Source organism: Alkalicoccus saliphilus (assembly GCF_003044065.1).
Taxonomy (GTDB): Bacteria; Bacillota; Bacilli; order Bacillales; family Salisediminibacteriaceae; genus Alkalicoccus; species Alkalicoccus saliphilus.
Window position 1 is genome coordinate 11707 of record NZ_PZJJ01000024.1, and the last position, 18928, is coordinate 30634.

The 18928-nt window shown below is 36.9% G+C and carries 18 protein-coding genes; 9 read left to right on the top strand and 9 right to left on the bottom strand.

The features are described from left to right. Positions 1 to 135: 135 nt before the first annotated feature. The 4 genes from C6Y45_RS12940 (at position 136) to C6Y45_RS12955 (ending at position 6151) form a co-directional block, all read left to right on the top strand. Positions 136 to 2037 carry an ATP-dependent nuclease gene (locus tag C6Y45_RS12940; RefSeq protein ID WP_107585652.1) on the top strand — a complete coding sequence of 634 codons (1902 nt, stop codon included), beginning with the start codon at positions 136 to 138 and terminating at the stop codon, positions 2035 to 2037. Further along, positions 2030 to 3916: a UvrD-helicase domain-containing protein gene (locus C6Y45_RS12945; protein WP_160058366.1), complete on the top strand. Its 1887-nt coding sequence runs from the start codon at positions 2030 to 2032 to the stop codon at positions 3914 to 3916. Before C6Y45_RS12940 ends, C6Y45_RS12945 begins: the two co-directional genes overlap by 8 nt. Before the next feature lie 41 nt (positions 3917 to 3957). Continuing rightward, on the top strand, positions 3958 to 5004 hold the full coding sequence (locus tag C6Y45_RS12950; protein WP_107585654.1) for a PIN domain-containing protein: 1047 nt from the start codon (positions 3958 to 3960) through the stop codon (positions 5002 to 5004). 931 nt (positions 5005 to 5935) lie between these two features. Further along, the gene (locus C6Y45_RS12955) at positions 5936 to 6151 is read left to right on the top strand and encodes a hypothetical protein (protein ID WP_107585655.1); all 216 of its coding nucleotides are present in this window, start codon (positions 5936 to 5938) and stop codon (positions 6149 to 6151) included. A 144-nt stretch (positions 6152 to 6295) separates the two neighbouring features. Here the strand turns inward: C6Y45_RS12955 and C6Y45_RS12960 are convergent, their stop codons facing one another. The 7 genes from C6Y45_RS12960 to C6Y45_RS12990 are packed head-to-tail and all read right to left on the bottom strand — an operon-like array spanning position 6296 to position 12012. Further along, complete coding sequence (locus C6Y45_RS12960) at positions 6296 to 6775, bottom strand: AbrB family transcriptional regulator (protein WP_107585656.1); 480 nt, start codon at positions 6773 to 6775, stop codon at positions 6296 to 6298. After that, a complete protein-coding gene (locus tag C6Y45_RS12965) occupies positions 6772 to 7296 on the bottom strand; it encodes an AbrB family transcriptional regulator (RefSeq protein ID WP_107585657.1) in 525 nt (174 codons plus the stop codon). Before C6Y45_RS12965 ends, C6Y45_RS12960 begins: the two co-directional genes overlap by 4 nt. Next, positions 7293 to 8171, bottom strand: a complete 879-nt coding sequence (locus C6Y45_RS12970; RefSeq protein WP_107585658.1) for an isocitrate lyase/PEP mutase family protein — start codon at positions 8169 to 8171, stop codon at positions 7293 to 7295. The genes C6Y45_RS12965 and C6Y45_RS12970 overlap by 4 nt, the downstream gene beginning before the upstream one ends. A gap of 3 nt (positions 8172 to 8174) precedes the next feature. Then, positions 8175 to 9677 (bottom strand): tripartite tricarboxylate transporter permease, encoded by a 1503-nt coding sequence (locus C6Y45_RS12975; RefSeq protein WP_107585659.1) that lies wholly within the window; start codon positions 9675 to 9677, stop codon positions 8175 to 8177. A gap of 15 nt (positions 9678 to 9692) precedes the next feature. Further along, complete coding sequence (locus tag C6Y45_RS12980; RefSeq protein WP_107585660.1) at positions 9693 to 10208, bottom strand: tripartite tricarboxylate transporter TctB family protein; 516 nt, start codon at positions 10206 to 10208, stop codon at positions 9693 to 9695. Positions 10209 to 10268: 60 nt separating this feature from the next. Continuing rightward, a complete protein-coding gene (locus C6Y45_RS12985; protein WP_160058368.1) occupies positions 10269 to 11339 on the bottom strand; it encodes a Bug family tripartite tricarboxylate transporter substrate binding protein in 1071 nt (356 codons plus the stop codon). Continuing rightward, entirely contained in the window at positions 11326 to 12012 is a 687-nt protein-coding gene (locus C6Y45_RS12990; RefSeq protein WP_107585662.1) for a GntR family transcriptional regulator, read from the bottom strand. Before C6Y45_RS12990 ends, C6Y45_RS12985 begins: the two co-directional genes overlap by 14 nt. 299 nt (positions 12013 to 12311) lie before the next feature. Between C6Y45_RS12990 and C6Y45_RS12995 the strand changes: the two genes are divergently transcribed. The 5 genes from C6Y45_RS12995 to C6Y45_RS13015 all read left to right on the top strand — a co-directional run bounded on the left by C6Y45_RS12995 (position 12312) and on the right by C6Y45_RS13015 (position 18216). Further along, the gene (locus C6Y45_RS12995; RefSeq protein ID WP_245922656.1) at positions 12312 to 13853 is read left to right on the top strand and encodes an MBL fold metallo-hydrolase; all 1542 of its coding nucleotides are present in this window, start codon (positions 12312 to 12314) and stop codon (positions 13851 to 13853) included. Then, positions 13843 to 14127, top strand: a complete 285-nt coding sequence (locus C6Y45_RS13000) for a DUF3006 domain-containing protein (RefSeq protein ID WP_160058370.1) — start codon at positions 13843 to 13845, stop codon at positions 14125 to 14127. Before C6Y45_RS12995 ends, C6Y45_RS13000 begins: the two co-directional genes overlap by 11 nt. Positions 14128 to 14303: 176 nt before the next feature. Next, the gene (locus C6Y45_RS13005) at positions 14304 to 14498 is read left to right on the top strand and encodes a hypothetical protein (protein ID WP_107585664.1); all 195 of its coding nucleotides are present in this window, start codon (positions 14304 to 14306) and stop codon (positions 14496 to 14498) included. Positions 14499 to 14513: 15 nt separating this feature from the next. Beyond that, complete coding sequence (locus C6Y45_RS13010) at positions 14514 to 15851, top strand: acetyl-CoA carboxylase biotin carboxylase subunit family protein (protein WP_107585665.1); 1338 nt, start codon at positions 14514 to 14516, stop codon at positions 15849 to 15851. A 592-nt stretch (positions 15852 to 16443) separates the two neighbouring features. Next, positions 16444 to 18216 carry an IS1182 family transposase gene (locus tag C6Y45_RS13015; protein ID WP_245922657.1) on the top strand — a complete coding sequence of 591 codons (1773 nt, stop codon included), beginning with the start codon at positions 16444 to 16446 and terminating at the stop codon, positions 18214 to 18216. On the opposite strand, the gene C6Y45_RS17215 is transcribed toward C6Y45_RS13015, so the two are convergent. Then, positions 18159 to 18341, bottom strand: a complete 183-nt coding sequence (locus C6Y45_RS17215; RefSeq protein ID WP_146159183.1) for a DUF485 domain-containing protein — start codon at positions 18339 to 18341, stop codon at positions 18159 to 18161. The two genes, C6Y45_RS13015 and C6Y45_RS17215, sit on opposite strands and share 58 nt — an antisense overlap. Then, entirely contained in the window at positions 18341 to 18829 is a 489-nt protein-coding gene (locus C6Y45_RS13020) for a hypothetical protein (RefSeq protein WP_107585666.1), read from the bottom strand. The genes C6Y45_RS17215 and C6Y45_RS13020 overlap by 1 nt, the downstream gene beginning before the upstream one ends. Positions 18830 to 18928 lie beyond the last annotated feature (99 nt).

Sequence of the window (18928 nt, forward strand, 5' to 3'; positions counted from 1 at the left end):
AAATAAATTACTTTCAAATTTGATTAAATGTTAAAATTAGATTGGTAATTAAAGTAAAATCAATAACATTCTTAATTTAAAGAGCTAAATTCAAGATTTAACAATAAACATTAAATTTGACGGGAGAGTTATTGAATGTATTTATCTGAACTTAACATATGGAATTTTAGGAAGTATGGGGAAATCAAAAAAGAAGAAGAAATTTATCCAGGGATCTCATTAGAATTAAATCCGGGTTTCAATTTATTAGTAGGAGAAAATGACTCTGGTAAATCGGCGATCATCGATGCGATTAAATATACCATATTAACTCAAAGCTACGATTACATTAGGTTAGAGGAAGAAGATTTTCATTTGTCTGAGGAAGGAGAAAGAGCTTCTGATATGAAAATAGAATGCATATTTAGAGGCTTTCATAACAACGAAGCTAAAAACTTTTTAGAGTGGTTAGGCATGGAGAAAATAGAAGATGAATTTCTATATTTTCTTAAAGTTTTCTTGATCGCAAAAAGACGAGATGGGAAAGTTAGTTTTGATATTAAAGCTGGTCCAGGTGATGACGGCACAATATTGAATGGGGAAGCTAGAAATTTGTTGCGATCGACCTATTTGACTCCTCTACGCGACGCTGAAAGAGAACTAGCGCCACGAAGGAATTCTAGGTTATCACAAATTCTAGATAGTCATGAATCTTTCAAGAATATTGAAGGAGAACATTATCTTTTTTCAATCATGCGTGAAGCTAATATAAATATCGAAAAATATTTTGAAGGTTTAGATCAAGAAGGCAAAACTCTACAAGATGACAACGGAGCAAAACTACTAGGTGAAATAAATAAGTATTTATATGAGTTTTCAGGTACTAGTAATCTAGAATCCAATTTTGGTATTTCAGAAATGAATTTAAAAAATATACTAGAAAAACTTAGCTTAAGTTTACTGAGTGCAAAATCCGGTTTAGGCTCTCAAAACTTACTTTTTATAGCAGTAGAACTTTTGCTCTTGAAAAGAGAAGGTTATTCTGGTCTTAAATTAGCGTTGATCGAAGAAATTGAAGCCCATATCCATACGCAAGCACAGATTAGATTAATTAATTTTTTGCAAGAGGAAGCTGAAAAATCAAAAATCCAATTGATTCTTACAACACATAGTTCAGTTTTAGCTTCCAAAATTAATTTACGAAATTTGATTATTTGTAAAAATAATAAAGTTTTTCCTATGGGAGCTGAATACACAGAACTAGAGAAGGGAGATTACCTTTTTTTAGAAAGATTTCTTGATTCTACTAAGGCTAACTTATTTTTTGCTGAGGGAGTATTATTAGTTGAAGGTGACGCCGAAAATTTACTTATACCTACTATTGCAGAAATAATTGACAAACCTCTTTCTAAATATGGCGTTTCACTAGTTAATGTTGGAAACACGGCTTTTTTACGCTATTCCAGAGTATTTAAACGAGCTAACGAAGAGGAGGGTTTTTTAGAAATTCCGGTATCATGTATAACAGACAATGACATTAAACCAAATATTTATAAGTCAGTTAAAGAAGGGGTTTCAACAAAATATGATCTAGGAAAAGATAGAGTTAATGAATTGAGAACTGAAAGGAAAAATAGAATAGAAGGTCAAAAAGTAAAATTGTTTATTTCTCCAGAATGGACTCTAGAATACGATATGGCATTAGGGTGTTTGCAGAGAGAAATATATAAAGCAGTTCTTCAAGCGAAGAAAATCCAAAATAGTGATAAGTATGTATTAACTGATGAAAAAAGAAAAGAGGTAGAAGAAGAGATTGAAGCAAAGTATAAAGTATGGGAAGCAGAAGAGACCTCGGAAGAAGAAAAAGCCTTCTATATTTATTACCATCTCATGTTAGAAAAACAAATATCTAAATCTATTACAGCTCAATGTCTAGCTGTCATTTTGAAGGAACAAGAAAAAGCTAAAATAAAAGAACGTATTTTGACAGATCAAAACTTAGATTATCTAGTTAAAGCCATATCCTACGTTACGGATGGAGAAGATATGCATGATTGAAATAACCGAAGAAGATGTAGCTTACTCAGAAAGCTTACTTTTACCAGAAGGTTACACATTTGATGAGGAAAGAACCAATATTATAAAATGTTTAGAAACCAAAGATATTAAAGCTTGCCCTGGAAGTGGTAAAACCACAACTTTATTAGCTAAATTAGCTATTATTTCGACTAAGATGCCATTGCCTTCTAAGAGCGGAGTATGTGTATTAACTCACACTAATGTAGCTATAAAAGAAATAAAAGCGCAATTAGGATTGAATGGGGCACAATTATTTGATTATCCAAATAATTGTAGTACCATTCAAAAATTTATAAATAAATACTTAACTATACCTGCCTACGTTAATTTGTTTAATAAAAGACCAATTAGAATAGATGATGAAATTTATAATGAAACAATAAAAAATGAATATTATAAAGTAGTACCTCGTAGGTACCGTTATGGGATAGAAAGAAAGGATCCAAATTTAATTTATAGTATGAGATTTGATATGGAAACGCAAGATATAGTTAAAGGATTGTACGGCAGTCTAATTTATGCAAATAAAGATTCACCATCATATAAATATTTGTTGAGATTAAAATTGCATATGCTTAAGCTAGGAGTTCTATGCTATGATGATGCTTTTTGTTTAGCAAATGACTACTTAGATAAATATCCTCAACTTAAAGAAGTTTTCTCTCAAAGATTTTCTTATGTATTTATTGATGAAATGCAAGATACTATGAAACATCAAAATGAATTATTAAATAAACTCTTTGATGATTCGGTTATAATGCAGAGAATTGGAGATAAGAATCAATCTATTTATGACAACTATGATGCTGAAGGTGCATGGGAAATTAGTGATAATTTTATGTCAATATCAGAAAGTAAACGATTCTCCCATTCTATAGCAAATATTGTAAAAAATATTTGTGTAGAACCACAGGATTTAATAGGGAATTCAGAAATCCGAGAAATCCAGCCAACTATTATCGTTTTTAATAAAGAGACTATCAATAGCGTAATACCTTACTTTGGTGAAAAGATTTTAATAAACGAGCTCAACAAAGAAGCGAATCCTGTTTTTAAAGCAATTGGGTGGGTTACAAAGGAACATGAAAAGGCAGATACGCTTTTAGATTATTGGGAGGGGTTTAGTAGAGCTTGGAAGCAAAGAATCGATTTCGATTATTTAAGTTCCTATTTAATTAAATTTCCACCAGAAGATATTGGAGATAAAGGAGCATCTATATATAAACAATCAATTCTACGTGGAATTTTAAAGGCTTTAAGATTAATGGAAGAACGAGATAATAACGAGAGGTATTTTACAGCAAAATCTTTTCAGGAATTTCTACAAAATGATTATCAAGAAATTTATGAAATATTGCTATTAAGATTAGCAGCTTGGTGTCTTGCCATCCAAAATGGAGAGAACATACATGAAGAAGTTAAAGAGTTTATTGAAATAGAACTTAATAAAATTTTTAATTGGGGCAGACTCTCTTTGTTAAATGAGTTTTTTGAAAGGCAAGAAGAGGCAAAAGAAGTTCCTATAACTACATCTAGTAATATCTTTACCTTCGAAGGAGCTTCTGACTCTATAGATATAGTATTTGACTCTATTCATGGTGTTAAAGGGGAAACGCATACAGCAACTTTATATCTTGAAACATTTTTTCGCGAATATGATATAGCAAGAATTATAAATTATTTAAAGGGAAATCATGCACAAACAAATAAAAAATATACGTTACAAAACTTAAAAATGTCATATGTTGGCTTAACAAGACCTTCTCATATGTTGTGTATTGCAGTGCATGAAGAAACAGTGAAAAATCATGAACAAGATTTACAAGAAGCAGGATGGCGCATTGAGTATGTAAATTAATTTGGATAGCAAGTAAATAAGAGAATAAAGGAGGTCGTCAAGTGAAAGTGTTTATAGACACTCAAGTTTTCGTAGCAATGAATTTTAATTATCAATCTTGGTTATTTAAGGAAATAATTTCATTAGTAGATAAAGAAAAAATAAACGTATATTTACCGGAGGTGACAAAACGAGAGATAGAATCAAAAATAGATGAGAAGGTTTTTGTAGAAGTAAAAAAAATGCAGAAAGAGTTTAAAACTAATGCAAAAATTTTAAGGGCTTTAGAGGAATACAATCCAATTTTTGAACTAGAGTTTAAACTAAATGAGGTTAAAGATGAATTAATTCAGCGCTTTCACCAGTTTATAACTGAGGCACGTATAGAGATTATATCTATAGATAAAGTTGATACTCGTGCTGTATTTGATAAATATTTCGATGGAGAGCCACCTTTTAGTGATAAAAAAAGTCATGAATTTCCAGATGCTTTTTCAATAATGGCATTTGAAAATAAATTCAGTGAGGATTTTGAATACATCCATGTAGTGAGTGGAGACAAAGATTTGAAAGCATACTGTGAAAATAAAGAATATCTTATTTATCACGAAGCATTAAACAGTTTATTCGATTATATTACTAGAATAGAAAATGATCATGATATGATCATTGATAAATATCAGTTCAATATAGATAATATTACGAAGCGAGTAGAAGCAGATATTGAAAAACAAGAATTTATGCTAATCGACGAAGATGGCAGTGTACATGATACGATGATAAGTAATACCCAACTAGATGAACCATTTATTATTGAGATTGATGTAGAAAATAAAAGTGCAATATTAGCAACTACTGCAAAATTCTCAATATACGGCAATGCGAAGTATGTAGATTATGCGAGCTCTGCATATGATTCAGAAGATAATGAGTATGTGTTCTATGAATATAGCGAAAAAGAATTTGAGACTGAACAAGAAGTCCCAATAACATTTTATATTAGCTACGACTATGACAAGGAAACCAATATAACTGTACAGAGCGTTGAAGTAAATAACGATGAAACTATCGAGGTAGAAATTCATAAAGTAGATCGTGATAGATACTGATAAGTTATGCCGCTCGAATGTGTACTTGGTGAAAAAAGTATATCTTTCCAAAAATATAAATTAACCCTTTAGCTACAATTTTCTATGTTTATTTACTGTTAACATAATCCAATATTATCAGAAAAAGCTGTTATCCATTAGCCAATCTTATAAATAACGAAAGCCTGGTAACTAGGGAAACACTCCATAAGTTACCAGGCTTTTAATATTCGAGGTAATCTTTCTTTATTTTAATTGGTTGCTTCCTGCTTGATAAATGATTACGAAGAGCTGAAACTATCTTCTATTCTTCTTAACTGCATCCGATCGAGTGCTTTATCGATAAAGATTTTTGGGCTGTCATTCGGTCATAATAATTCTCTCCGGAAACGTCCTTCTCCCCCATCTTTGTTTTATGAACCAGTAATCCTGAGATATTCTTTACAACACACAAAAAGCTGACCTGATGGAGTCAACTTCGGTGCTTAATATATACTAAGGGGAATGGTAGTACTATACCTTAGATAGCTTCTTAGTAAACCTGTTTATTTTTAGGATCCAAGGGATCTCCCCCCTCGATAGACAGCTATGGTTCACGTGAGCTTGCCGTAAGAAGGCTTTCCTCTCCTCTCACATTAATTTTTTAGGAAAAGCCCTTTTTTAAAGCAAGTGGCTGATTTTTAATGGATATTCATCCGTAGGCACCTTTCTTTTGGGCTCGTTTTTTGCTAATATTTTTCGTTAAAGGGCGGTAGCGCTTTCTACTCGCCTGTCCGGAACAAAAAAGGAGAGCCAGAGCAAAAAGGCTGGCCGATACGAAGATCAGGTAATTCACTATAATGAATAATCTTTATGTAACTAGTAGAAGGTAAATCAGCGGCGTTCCAAGATCTTTTTTCTCTTCTTAGCGAACGAGAAGCAGTAAAAATAATAAACTTAAAGGAGCTGTCCCATGAACAGCAAGTTATCGAATCTTTCGGCAAAGGTGACCCCCATGACGCGTTATAAACTGGATCAGTTAATCACGCTTTATCAACAATCATCTTCTAAAAAAGTTTCCCAACGAGATGTGCTGGAGATAGCGATTGCCTCCTTATATGAACAAGCCTATGCGTCGGAATCGATCGAATCGTTTCCAGAAAATAGCGGGAAAGAAAAACAAACCTAACGAAAAAAGGCCTTCCGTAACATAGTCCAATTTTATAAGAGTATCAGACTTTAAAGGGATGACCCATCGACATGATCGACAGGACAGCCCTTTTTATTTTTAAATTGAGTTTCTAAGTTGTATTGTTTAAATATTTCCTCTTACTTATAAAACAGACAGGATAATAGGTATAGCACTAACAATAAAAAGAATCCGAAACAAATGCAGAGTTGCGACAATAGAGATATTTGCATTGTATTGTTCTGAAATAATAGCCATTTCACTCATGCCAGCAGGTGCTGTTCCACATAGTGCTGTAATTGGATCTATTTTTACCCACTTATACAAACAAAAAGCTATTAGAACGGTAGCAACCAGTTGTAGAAAAGGTATTAAAAAGATTGGAAGTAATAGAGACGGAAATTGTTGCACTGTTTCCACTGTAAAAGCTAACCCAATACTTCCACCAATAATTGCTTGAATGATTCGCTTAATGTTTAAAGGAAGCAATGGAAGGCTTTTTGTGAACAATTGATAACTACTTACAAATAATAAAGATCCTAACAAAGGTCCAATAGGATGTCCTGTCGTAAAACCAATTATTCCCCCCAAGCTCCCTATTAATACAAGCAATAAGTACTTCATTTTTTGTTTCTAGCTCCCTCCGAGATTACTCGATTCAATGATTTTATAAGGATCGGAAAGATGGCCATAATAATAACAACTCGAAACAAATGAATAAGTACTACTGTCGGGGAATCTAAATCTAAAGCTGTTGCTATAGTAGCCATCTCTACTACGGCTCCCGGAGCTGAAGACAAAATAGCTAATTTAAAGTCCAGAGAAGAGCTTACACTAATAATACTTCCTATCAATATGATCATTAGAATAATCCCGATTAAACTAATGATTAAACCGACACTTATTCTTTTTATGACGCTTTTATTTACAGAAAGAAAAGAAACTCCTAACATAATTCCGATCAAAACCTGAACTACGAAAGTTAACCATCCCATATTGGTAAAGCTAAATATCTCCGAAACCTGAATAATTCCAACAAGTAGCATAGCCCCTATAACTGACCCGATAGGTATTCTGGCTAATCTGCCAAGAACTCCGCCTAATAAAGCTATACTGAGGAATAAAATAACTTCTATAAGAATCATTGATTCAATTTAAGATACTTTTCTTCCATTTCTTTAATTTTTTCTAAGTGAGTGAGCCTATTACGTTCTTTCATTGTAATGATGTCATCAAGCATATGTTGGGTAGTATTATGCTCTTTTAGAGAAACAAGGGCCTCTTGCATAGCTTTTACTGCTCGTCTTTGAAGGAAGTTAGCATAAAGTACGACACGATATCCTAGATTTTCTAATTCATCGTTAGTCTTCAGAGGTGTCATACCATGTTCTACCATATTTGCGATTTGAGGGGTATTTGATAAAGATTTAGTTATTTTCTCCATTTCTTCTTCTGTTTGTGGTGCCTCTACAAAAGTTATGTCGGCCCCTGCTTCAATATACTGTTGGGCTCTTTCAATGGCAGCATCAATACCGTCTATTGCTCTAGCATCGGTTCTAGCAATAATTTTAAAGTTATTATCCACCCTAGTATCAACAGCTGCTTTGATTTTATTTACCATTTCTTCTGTGGATACAATTTGCTTACCCGTAAAGTGACCACACTTTTTAGGGGTTATTTGATCTTCTAATTGTATAGCTGAAACTCCGGCTTTTTCAAATTCACGAACAGTTCTTACCAAGTTAATAGCGTTGCCAAATCCGGTATCTCCATCAGCAATAACTGGAATTTCTACTGCATCGCAAATGTACTTCACTTGATCGAGCACTTCTTTGAAAGAAATGAGTCCTACATCAGCTACTCCAAGCACGTTATTTGATAAACCTGCCCCTGTGACGTAAACAGCAGGGAAGCCTGCTTCTTCAACAAGATGAGCCGTTAGAGCATTAGCTGCTCCAGGGGCTACTAGTATTTTATTGCTATTAGTCAATAAATCATGTAATTGCTGATTTCTATTCATAATTTATTCCAACCTTTCTTTTTTCTTTTTCTTTCTCTCAAGTAGAAACGGTGTTACAGCTCCTAGAATAGTAATTGCTATAAGAATTAAAGTGATGGGACGTTGGAAAAACATTAAAAAAGTTTCGTCTCCATACAGTTGATAACTTCGCAAGAGCTCTCTATCAGCTAGAGGTCCAAGGATCAAACCTAATACAACCGCAATAGTTGGGTAAGCATTCTTTCTCAAATACCAGCCTAGTAACCCAAACAAAAACACTAGTACTGCATCGAACATCAAGTTACGTACAGCGAAGGAACCGACTAAAGCAAAAACAATAATAGTAGGTATTAACACCCTAGTTGGTACTTGAACAATTCGTCCAGCTACTACAGCTATAGCTCCACCAACAAAAATCAAAAGGATCTCTTGTATCAATTCTGAAAATATAACTCCATAGAGCACATCACTATGGTCTATAAAAAGGCGTGGCCCTGGAGTCCATCCTTGCATGATGATAGCTCCTAAAAGCATGGCTGCAGAAGCACTCCCTGGTATACCTAGAACTAACATGGTTGCTAACGCTCCACCCTCAGAAGAGTTATTAGCTGCTTCACCAGCAACAATACCCTCTTCGTTCCCTTTTCCAAAAGAAGAAGGATCTTTGGAAGCTCGTTTTGCTTCATTATAACTAACCAAGCTAGCAATAGTGGAACCTGCTGCTGGCAATGCTCCAATAAAGACACCTATAGCACTTGATCGAAGAATATTAAATGGATATTTTATAGCACGCTTAATACCATGTATAACTTGAAGAGAATTTCTCTCTTTCACTTGTTGTTTAGCGACATATCCTTTTTCAACTAGAAAGAACAGCTCCGAAACAGCAAATAACCCAATTAGGGCTGGAATAATAGGTATACCATCAAGTAGTTCAGACATACCAAAGGTTCCTCTTACTGCCCCAGAACTAGTCATACCTATTGTTCCAATAAGTATACCTAATAAACCAGCGTATAGTGTTTTGATGAAGCTATTTCCTTTTAAAGCCGCAATAATGGTAAGACCAAAAACAGCAACCATAAACATTTCCGTAGGACCAAATCGAAGAGCAAAGGAGGCTAAAGGCTGGATTATTACTAAGAGTACTGCAATTCCGATGAATCCTCCTATCGAGGATGCACCTACGGCAATACCCAAAGCTTTCCCTGCGTATCCCTTCTTGGTCATAGGATAACCATCAAGTGAGGTTGCTACTGCAGCAGGAGAACCTGGAGTGTTTAGCAAAATAGCTGTAATAGCTCCTCCATAAAGTCCCCCGGTATAAATTGATAATAAAAATACTAAAGATGGGAGTGGATCCATCCCAAAAGTTAAGGGTAGCATGATTGCAATGCCCAGTGAACCTGTAAAACCAGGAATAGCTGCTAACACAACTCCTAAAGCTAATCCAACTAACATTAAAAAGAAAACCTCTAGGCTCATTAGCATTGAAATTCCTTGACCAAGTGATTGCCAATCTATCATTTAAAACACCTTCTTTTATTCGAGAATACCCTCAGGTAGAGGAATTCCTAGCCAAGTAACAAATAACAAATAAAGGAGAGCAGTGACTGTGATTGGCATAATAATAAGTAATTTCCAATTTTTAGTACCTAAGAGCCACATAAGTGTCGGTATAAAGATTAATGTGATTATTACAAAGCCTACCTGCTCAACAAGCAATAGATAGAAGAAAATACTAAGCATAAAGGATAGAACTTTTTTAGTAAGAGGAGCGTCTACTTCGCTTCCCTCATCTACTTCTACTTGCTCATCATTTTCAACCTTAGATTCGTCTACTTTTTCATTTTCTACACTTTTCCATTTTTCCCATTCCTGAAAAAGAATTATAGGATACATTAACGTCATCACCCAGTAAATAGGAGTGATAAGCATTCGATCTCTTGAGTCATTCAAACCTTGCACTTCCAAAAAATAAAGAGTAATAAATATAAAAATCGCAGTAGGTAAAAGCATTCGATGAACAAGTTGCATCTTTGGCCTAGTATGAGTCATTGATTTCACCTCAAAGGTGAACAGAAGGAGATAGTATACTTCCCCTTCTGTTCTATGAATTTATTGCTGATCTTCGTCTTCTGCTAGTTCGTCTTGATATTCAAGCATTAACTCATGCAGCTCAAGGTTCATTTCGTCGCTTTCTTCAGGACCTCTGAATTCACTAACAGCATCTGCTCCAGATTCTTCAAGATAAGCTTGATATTCTTCACTATTAAACATTTCTTCATATGCATTTACGAATTGGTCGAACAATTCTGGATTCTCTTCTTTAAATGAAGTGTGAGCAGCAATGAATCTAGCTGAACCAACATAAGGAATCTCTACATCATAGTTATCTTGTAAAACATCATTAATGGGAGGAGCATCTGGCCATAATTCTTCCATGTCATCATCAGCTACAGCAAGAACTCGCACATTATCTTCGACTGCTTTATCTCCGTTTGCATTTCCTATCATAAAGTCAACATGCTCCCCTAAGAGGGCATTTCGCATCTCACCACCCCCATCGTAAAAGACAGGATTAAGGTCTACATCTAGATAATCTTCAAGTAATACTCCTGTTAAATGAAGGGGACCTCCGTAAATAGTCGTGTAGCTTATTTCTCCAGGATTATTTTCAATATCTTCTAGTAAATCCTCGAAAGTTTCATAAGGAGAATTTTCATGAACTGTAATGGTTACAGGATCGAACTGTTCAAAATTAACCATAGAAAAATCTTCAATATCAAAATCAGCATCTTGTAGTACAATATTAGCGCTTAGATATAGTTGTGTTCCTGCAAAGTACGTCGACCCATCGTCAGGAGCGTTAATAAAGTGTGAGGCTCCTATTTGCGCAGAGGCTCCCGGACGATTGTCAATGTTAATAGTAGTATCTAGTGTTTCATCAAGGTGATTAGCTACTCCTCGAGCCATACCATCCACACTACCCCCAGCATCAAATGGCACCACAAACGTCACTGGATCATGGGGATAATCTTCTGCTACTTCTTCATTTTCTTCACTATTATCAGATCCTCCATTATTTCCTGCTTCAGTATCAGCTTCATTGTTAGTTCCACAAGCCGCTAAAGTAATTAGTAAAGTAGAAGTTCCGACAGTCAAAGCCGATCTCTTAAATTTTTTCAAAATTCTCATCTCCTTTTATTTTTTTACTTAATGCGATAGTTTCGTGACTAGAGGCAATGTGTTTCCTCATTATAGTTTCCGCCTCTTGTACTTCCTGATTTTCTATGGCTTGTAAAATCTCAAAGTGCTCCTCGACAGCATTTTGAGATCGTTTACTGATATTGCTAACTCCAATGTGGCGATACCTTTTAATCTTCTCTAACACACTCTTCAGCATGTCTTCTAAAAGTGGATTGTTCGCTTGCTTAATAATTTCTTCATGAAAGTAACTGCCCAGCTTGACTACTTCTTCTGTGTCTTCTATGTCTTCCGCATGTTTCATCTTATTCATGATTTTGCGTAACCTACTAATAAAATCCTGGTCTACATTTTTAGTGGCCTGTCGAGTAGCCATTACTTCCAGTGCTTCTCTAATAGAAAATAAATTATTTAATTCTTGTTTAGTAAGAGGCGCTACTTTAAGTCGACTATTTCTCTTTAAGATCAAACCATCGTTTATCAATAAATTAATAGCTTCTCGTAAAGGTGTTCTACTGATTCCAAGGCTATTGGCTAATTCCTCTTCAGTAATTGATTTGTCGGGTGTTAATTCCCCTGAAATAATAGCTTCTTTCAATGATTCATACGCAAGGTCTTTTATATTTCTTCGTGGTGATGAAATCTTTCTAATCATAAATACTTACCACCCCCTCGTCCTCTTTATTTGTATAATTGTATACAAATATACAAGTATGCGCTTTCATTGTCAATAATATTCTGATAATTGGATGTTATCTTCTTGATTTAGAAGGCGATCAAAATTTGTTGTGAGAAAAAATAATGAGATTCTTTTTTGTATTTGTGTCCTTGAATACATTAAAGTGTGGGTGAATTTTACTTTAATAGGAAGATGGCATATTCTGTTATATACTAAAGTAATAAATAACCTTGTATTAAGATAATTAAGGCTCAATTCGAAAGGGTGATCATAATATGAAAAAGAGCCTGTTAACTTCCCCTCTTTTGGCCTTGTTGTTGCTATTGGCGGGTTGCGGGGCAGATGTAGACACAAGTGCAAACTCAGCCAATGATATGGATAATAACACGAATGTCCATGAAAGTAACGAAGCAGAAAATGAACTTGTTGAGGAAGAAAACCCTGTAGAGTCAGTAAATCATGAAAACACGGAGAACAACATCCAACAATTAAACAATAATAACGAAGAGAGCGCTTACGAAGAGCACAATGAACAACAAGCAGACAATAATGAGGTAGATAATTCTCTTGAAGAGAATAACGATCAGCAAACAAACAGCGAGGAAAATAATCATTCCCTAGAAGAGAATGAAGGTGAAGATACAAACACCGTTCTTCCTACGGGGGAGCTGGAAGAAATGGCTGTTCATTTCATTGATGTCGGCCAAGCAGATGCTACCCTTTTCTCCTATAGCTACGAAGGCGACGACTTCCACATTTTATATGATACGGGGGATTGGAACCAATCTCATGCCGTGAATTATTTAACCAACGAAGGCATTGAAGAACTGGACCTAGTCATTACTTCTCATCCCCACGCCGATCATATTGGCGGCGTAGATCAAATCTTGGAAGCTGGTATCACTATGGACGAAATTTGGATGTCTGGAGATACCACCACCTCCCAAACGTTTGAACGGGTGATAGATGCGGTGGAAAGGCATGAGGTGGATTACGTAGAGCCTCGTACGGGTGAGGAGTTCCAGGCAGGACCCCTGGAACTATTAGTAGTCAATCCAGATTCTTTAAACGGAGATCTGCATGACGGATCGGTTTCTGTACGATTTGATTATGGCGATGTGTCTTTCCTTTTCACGGGTGACGCTGAGGACACTGCGGAGCAGCGGATGCTGCAGACAGGCCTGGATATCAATGTGGATATTTTTCAATTAGGGCATCACGGCTCCCGTACTTCTACCACGCCGGATTTCTTGGAGGCGGTCAATCCCAGCACGGCTATTTATTCTGTTGGATCCGGCAATAGTTATGGCCATCCCCACCAAGAAGTCGTGGATCGAGTGAAAGGTGCAGGTGTGGATTTATACGGCACAGACATTCATGGAAATATCATTGTGACTACTGATGGGAACGGTTATACCGTGGAAACGCAACAGGAAGGCACAGTCACTGCAGAAAGCGATAATGGGACGAATGCAAGCAATGAGACTGCTTCGGATTCGAACAATGCTGCGACTTCCTCCGACCCTTCCAATGAAGAAGAGACCGAAAATAACTCTTCGGAGTCAGCCTCCAATACTAATCAAACGGGGAATGATACAGAAGAACCTGCTTCCAGTGAAGCATCGGAAGGATGCGTAGACATCAATACGGCCTCGGTCGAAGAATTGCAGCGCATTCATCAGATTGGACCGGATCGGGCGGAGCAAATTACTAGTCTCCGACCTTTTACTTCTATTCAAGATATGACCAGAATTAACGGTATTGGCGAGGCGAGAATCGCGGAAATCAAAGAAGAGGGTGTCGCGTGTGTCCCATAATTCTAGAGAGGTCGTTGGTGTTATTGATCGAATTGTCGACAGACAAACAGCGGTGATTTTAATAGAAGAAGAAGGAAAGCAGCTTGATGTGTCACTCCAGCAGTTACCGATGCAAGCTACTTCTGGAAGTTGGCTTCGTATCACCTTGCAGGAAGAGGAAATTGTTTCTTTAGAAATTGATACGACATTGACAAAACAAATGGAAGCACGAATTCATGATAAAGCACAAAGGTTGCGAGCCAGGCGGAAAGTATCGAAGTTCAGAAAAAAGTAAGAAGCGCATCCCAGAAAAAAAGAAATCTGAGGTTATGAAATTTGTTAGAAGAACATTCGATTATTTAAGCATAAAAGCTGTAGGGCACCAATTTAACCAACTTATCATTTAAGTTGTACTTTAACAGTCTAATATATACAGTATGATATTACTGTAAATAAAGAGGAGGGTATTAAATGAATATATTTTTCGATAATTTTTTCTCCACCTTACTTACCTTAACTATTACTGTTGCTTTTAGTGTTTATATTGTAAAAAAAATAATCATTAAAATAAAAATAAGAAGTAACCGCAATAATATCAGCAATGTTTCCGGTGAGAATGTTACTATAAATCAATCAAATAATAGTGAGGATAAAGAAAATAAGTAAAGAGGAGGGGGGGATTTGATCCGATTTAATAGAAATATAATCAGGGATATAAAAGCAAAATTTGTGACTATCGATCAAAGTAATAACATCTATAGCGATCCGCGGGCGCAGATTAGAAATTTATTAAAGAAAGGCAAGACACAAGAAGCGTTAGAAATTTCTCAAGATGCCATTAAGCTTATTCATGAATCTCATTCTCATTATCCTCATTTAGAATATAGACCCTTAACACCCACTAGCAATCAATTAATAAGTGTCCCAATCACTAGAAAAGGAGAAGAATACTTTTCTGTTAAAGGTATATTTAAATTGCCCGAAACTGAAGTAAATTCTTTGAAAGAGCTAAAAAAGAAAATTTATTTTTCCAAGAAACCTATCGAAGTAAAAGCAGCAGAAATGAATGAAATATATGATGGTGAAATTATAAGAACCTATGTAGTAAATGAAGATTCTGATGTCTCAGTCTTGATTTCATCAACAGAATCTCCTCAGCCAATACCTATTAAAATATTCAGTAAAATAAACGAAGAAAATGTAGATATATTAAGATACACATTAATTACTCCTACAGATTATCAGGAACCAAACAATACAATAATTTATACCTATGACAATATCTCTCATAGAGAATGTTTAGTGAATTTTTCTATGGATCTTATTATCTGTAATGATAATAGGGAACATACAGGTGTAAACTTTGACATGAGAATTAGAGAAGAACATAGAGATTCAGTGTCAGCTTGGCTTAGTATAGTAAGCTTTGAGCATTTCAATAACCAGTTGAAAAAAAATGTCTGTATCGAAGATATCAACACTGGAAGTATTTCTACTTTCACATATCAAGGTGAAGAAGTTGTACTAGATGATACTAAACCTTCTTCCTTGATATTTCTTCGTAGACTAAGGACCATTGAGGAGCATTTCAATATTAATTTTGTACTACCTAATCCCTTTAATTTTACAAATGAAGATTTTTTAAATGTCTTAAGAGTCTATTCTAGTGTTAAACATATACTTTTGAAATCCACTGAATCTCAAGACCATATTCGTATTGAATTTAAATATGAAGAAGTAAAAAAAGGAGTTCAGGAACTTGAACTTATACGTCAGTACGGAGAAACTGCTCCTGAGAAATTACATCTTTGCATAGAAAATGGGGATCATATTAGAATATTTAATTATCGCTTTAAATTCAATTTAATAACTTTTATTGGGGACCAAGTTAATATCATAGGAGAAAAAAACACTATAGACCGTTTAAAGAAACTTGAAGAAGATGAGACTAAAACAGTTAAAATTCGATACAAAAATTTGAAAACTATTTATGAGAACGCTTATATCTATAATCAATAACATACAAAATAGCGGAAATTATGCCAAATCATTGTAGAGAATCCTTCGCAGAAGTTTTTTCTGTTGAGATTAAATTAAAAACAAATATCCATTTGACATCAAGTCACCTCTTTCTAGAAAGAGCGATCATTACTTTGGGGCACTAGTCGATTGACCGATCTAATCTAAAAACATTTCTAATATTGTGTTATCACTATAATGAAAATGGAAAAAAGAAGTTGCGAGGTATGTTTATCCAGAACGGACTGACTTCTTATATATAGGAGAACAGCGCTTTGTTTTTTGGTTCAACCATTTAAAATACTGTGATGAACTACCAAATAACTTTGCACTTATGTGTAGTAACTTCAAATATTTTTTACAAATTGCCAACCTTTTAGATTATCACCAGTATTCTATTAACAGAGAAACATGTAAAGGTACATGTATATCATAAAAATAGAGTAAAAAGGGGCTGTCCCATAAGTCGATATATGATCGACGGGACAGCCCCTTTTTTTATGTATAGAAGAAATTTAATAGAAGGAAAAAGAAAAAAATCGCCGAACCTGTGTGTAAGCGACAAAACCAACACCACCAGGAGGTGATTTTTATGAGCAGCCAAACGGCTACTTTCCAAGAGTATACCATGGGACAGCTGGTCCTGCCTATGGATTTCAGCGATTTGATCCCGGACGATCACGTGGCCCGGGTGATCCACACCTTTGTGGAGGCGGTGGACAACGACCTCTTCTTCGCCCCGTACGAAGGCGGCGGACGCCCGGCCTATCATCCGAAAATGATGACCAAAATCGTGCTCTACGCCTATACGCAGAAGTGGTATTCCTGCCGGCAGATCGCCCGGTCTCTCCGGGAGAATCTCCCGATGATGTGGCTGGCCGCCCGGCAGGAACCGGATTTCCGCACGATCAACCGGTTCCGTTCGGAACGGATGCAGGACATCATTACGCCGCTGTTCACCCGCCTCGTCGAACTGCTGCTGGACGAACAGTATATCTCGATGGACACCTATTTTCTCGACGGGACCAAAATCGAAGCGAACGCCAACCGATATACGTTCGTCTGGCGTAAATCGGTCGAAAAACACGAAGCCCGGCTCCAGGAGAAACTGACCGGCCTCCTTGCCCACATTGAAGCCACTATCGAAGCCGATGCCTCCGAGGCCGGGGAAACCCCGGAGCGCGTGTCCCCGCAGAAAATCCGGGAAGCCGCCGAGGCCGTGGAACACGAGATGCACCAGGCGGAAGCAGAATGGAAGGAGGAACCGGACCGGCTGGTCCGAAAAGAAAAACGGACGGTTTTTCAGCACGTACGAAAAATCCACCGGACTCTCACCCGCGACTACCTGCCGCGGCTGGAACGGTATGAAAGCCAGCTCGCCACCTTCGGCGACCGGAACAGTTTTTCCAAAACCGATCCCGATGCCACGTTTATGCGCCTGAAGGAAGATCATATGGAAAACGGCCAGCTGAAACCGGGCTACAACGTGCAGATGGGCACGGAAAACCAGTTTGTGCTCGGGTATTCCGTGCATCAGCGCCCGACCGATACCCGCTGTCTGATCCCGCACCTGGAGCTTCTCCGTTCCCGGTCCCTGCCGTTTCCCGGGCAGCTCGCGGCGGATGCCGGCTATGGCAGTGAGCCAAATTATACGTATCTCCTGGAGGAGGCGCCCCTCCAGGCAGAGCACCCGTTTTTGATTCCTTATAACACCCTGGCTGCCGAAATGAAACCCTCGTTTACGAAACGGATCGACAAGATCCAGAACTGGGACTACGACGAAACGAACGACTGGTTCCTCTGTCCGAACAACCGGCGGGTCACGTTCCGGGGTTACACCAGCCGGACCGATGCCACCGGCTACCGCCGGGATTTCAAACGCTACGAAAGCGAGGACTGTTCGGATTGTCCGATCAAAGCCTTCTGTACGAAAGCGGAGGGAAACCGGCAGGTGTTCTGGAACCCTACTTACGAGGAAGAAAAAGCCAAAGCCAGAGCCTTCCTTTGGTCTCCTGAAGGCGCAGCGACCTACGCGAAACGAAAAGTCGAGGTCGAAAGCGTGTTCGGGCAGATCAAGGGCAATCGGTCGTTCCGCCGCTTTCACCTCCGCGGCCTCGAGAAGGTCACCCTGGAGGTCGGGCTGCTTGCCGCAGCCCACAACCTCCTGAAAGTGGCCGGAGGCCGCTCGGCTTTCCGCTGTGTTTTTGTCTTTTTCTCTTTTCATTCCAAAAAAACGGTACCGGACACATCCGGCACCGCTTTTTTTGTTTCAGAAAGGGCTTTTGAGACAGCCCCTTTTTTCTTTATTCAGTTAAATTTGATACTAAATTCTCCCCAAGAAATATTTACTGGTTGTTTAGTGTAAGCTGCACAAGCTATAATTCCCCCCACTGTTATACCCATCATGGCTAAAGATAAAATAGGTTTTTCTCTTACTAGCTCTCTAAAAACCGGTGAAACTCCATTTATTACTTCCAATTGATTATTCATTAAACCATCTCCTCTTTTGATATTCTAAAAAAAGATTTCGTCTGCATTTCTATGTGACTAATCGCTAAAGCAATTCCATCGTTTTGAGCGTGTAAATAAGTTTTCCCAAAATCATTACTTTCAATCCAGTCTGCTTGTGATCTCAAATAAACATTCTTAAACTTCAGAAAATTAAAGAATTTAATTATCCTATTGCCTTTAAATATCTTATCATCAAACTCCTTATTGAAAACATGGGTAGGAATCTCCCAAAATTGAAATTCGTATCTTAAATATGATACAGCTTCAAGATACATCATGTAGTACGCTGTGAAATGTATATCCGATAGTGTAGCTTTACAATTTAATTTAGCATTACCTTCTGCTATTTTTTTATTGTGTGCTCTAAACCTTATAATTACATCTGAACTATTATCCCACTGTTCTAAGAAATCAATGAATCCTCTTATCGTAACCCCTCTAATAGACTTTCTGCTGAATTCTTTCACAGCCCCCCTCCTCTCATTTCGCTTTTTGCTTATATTTTTTTACATCTTATAACTATAGAATACTCCAAAACCACTTTGTAGTCAAGTGGATACTTAATG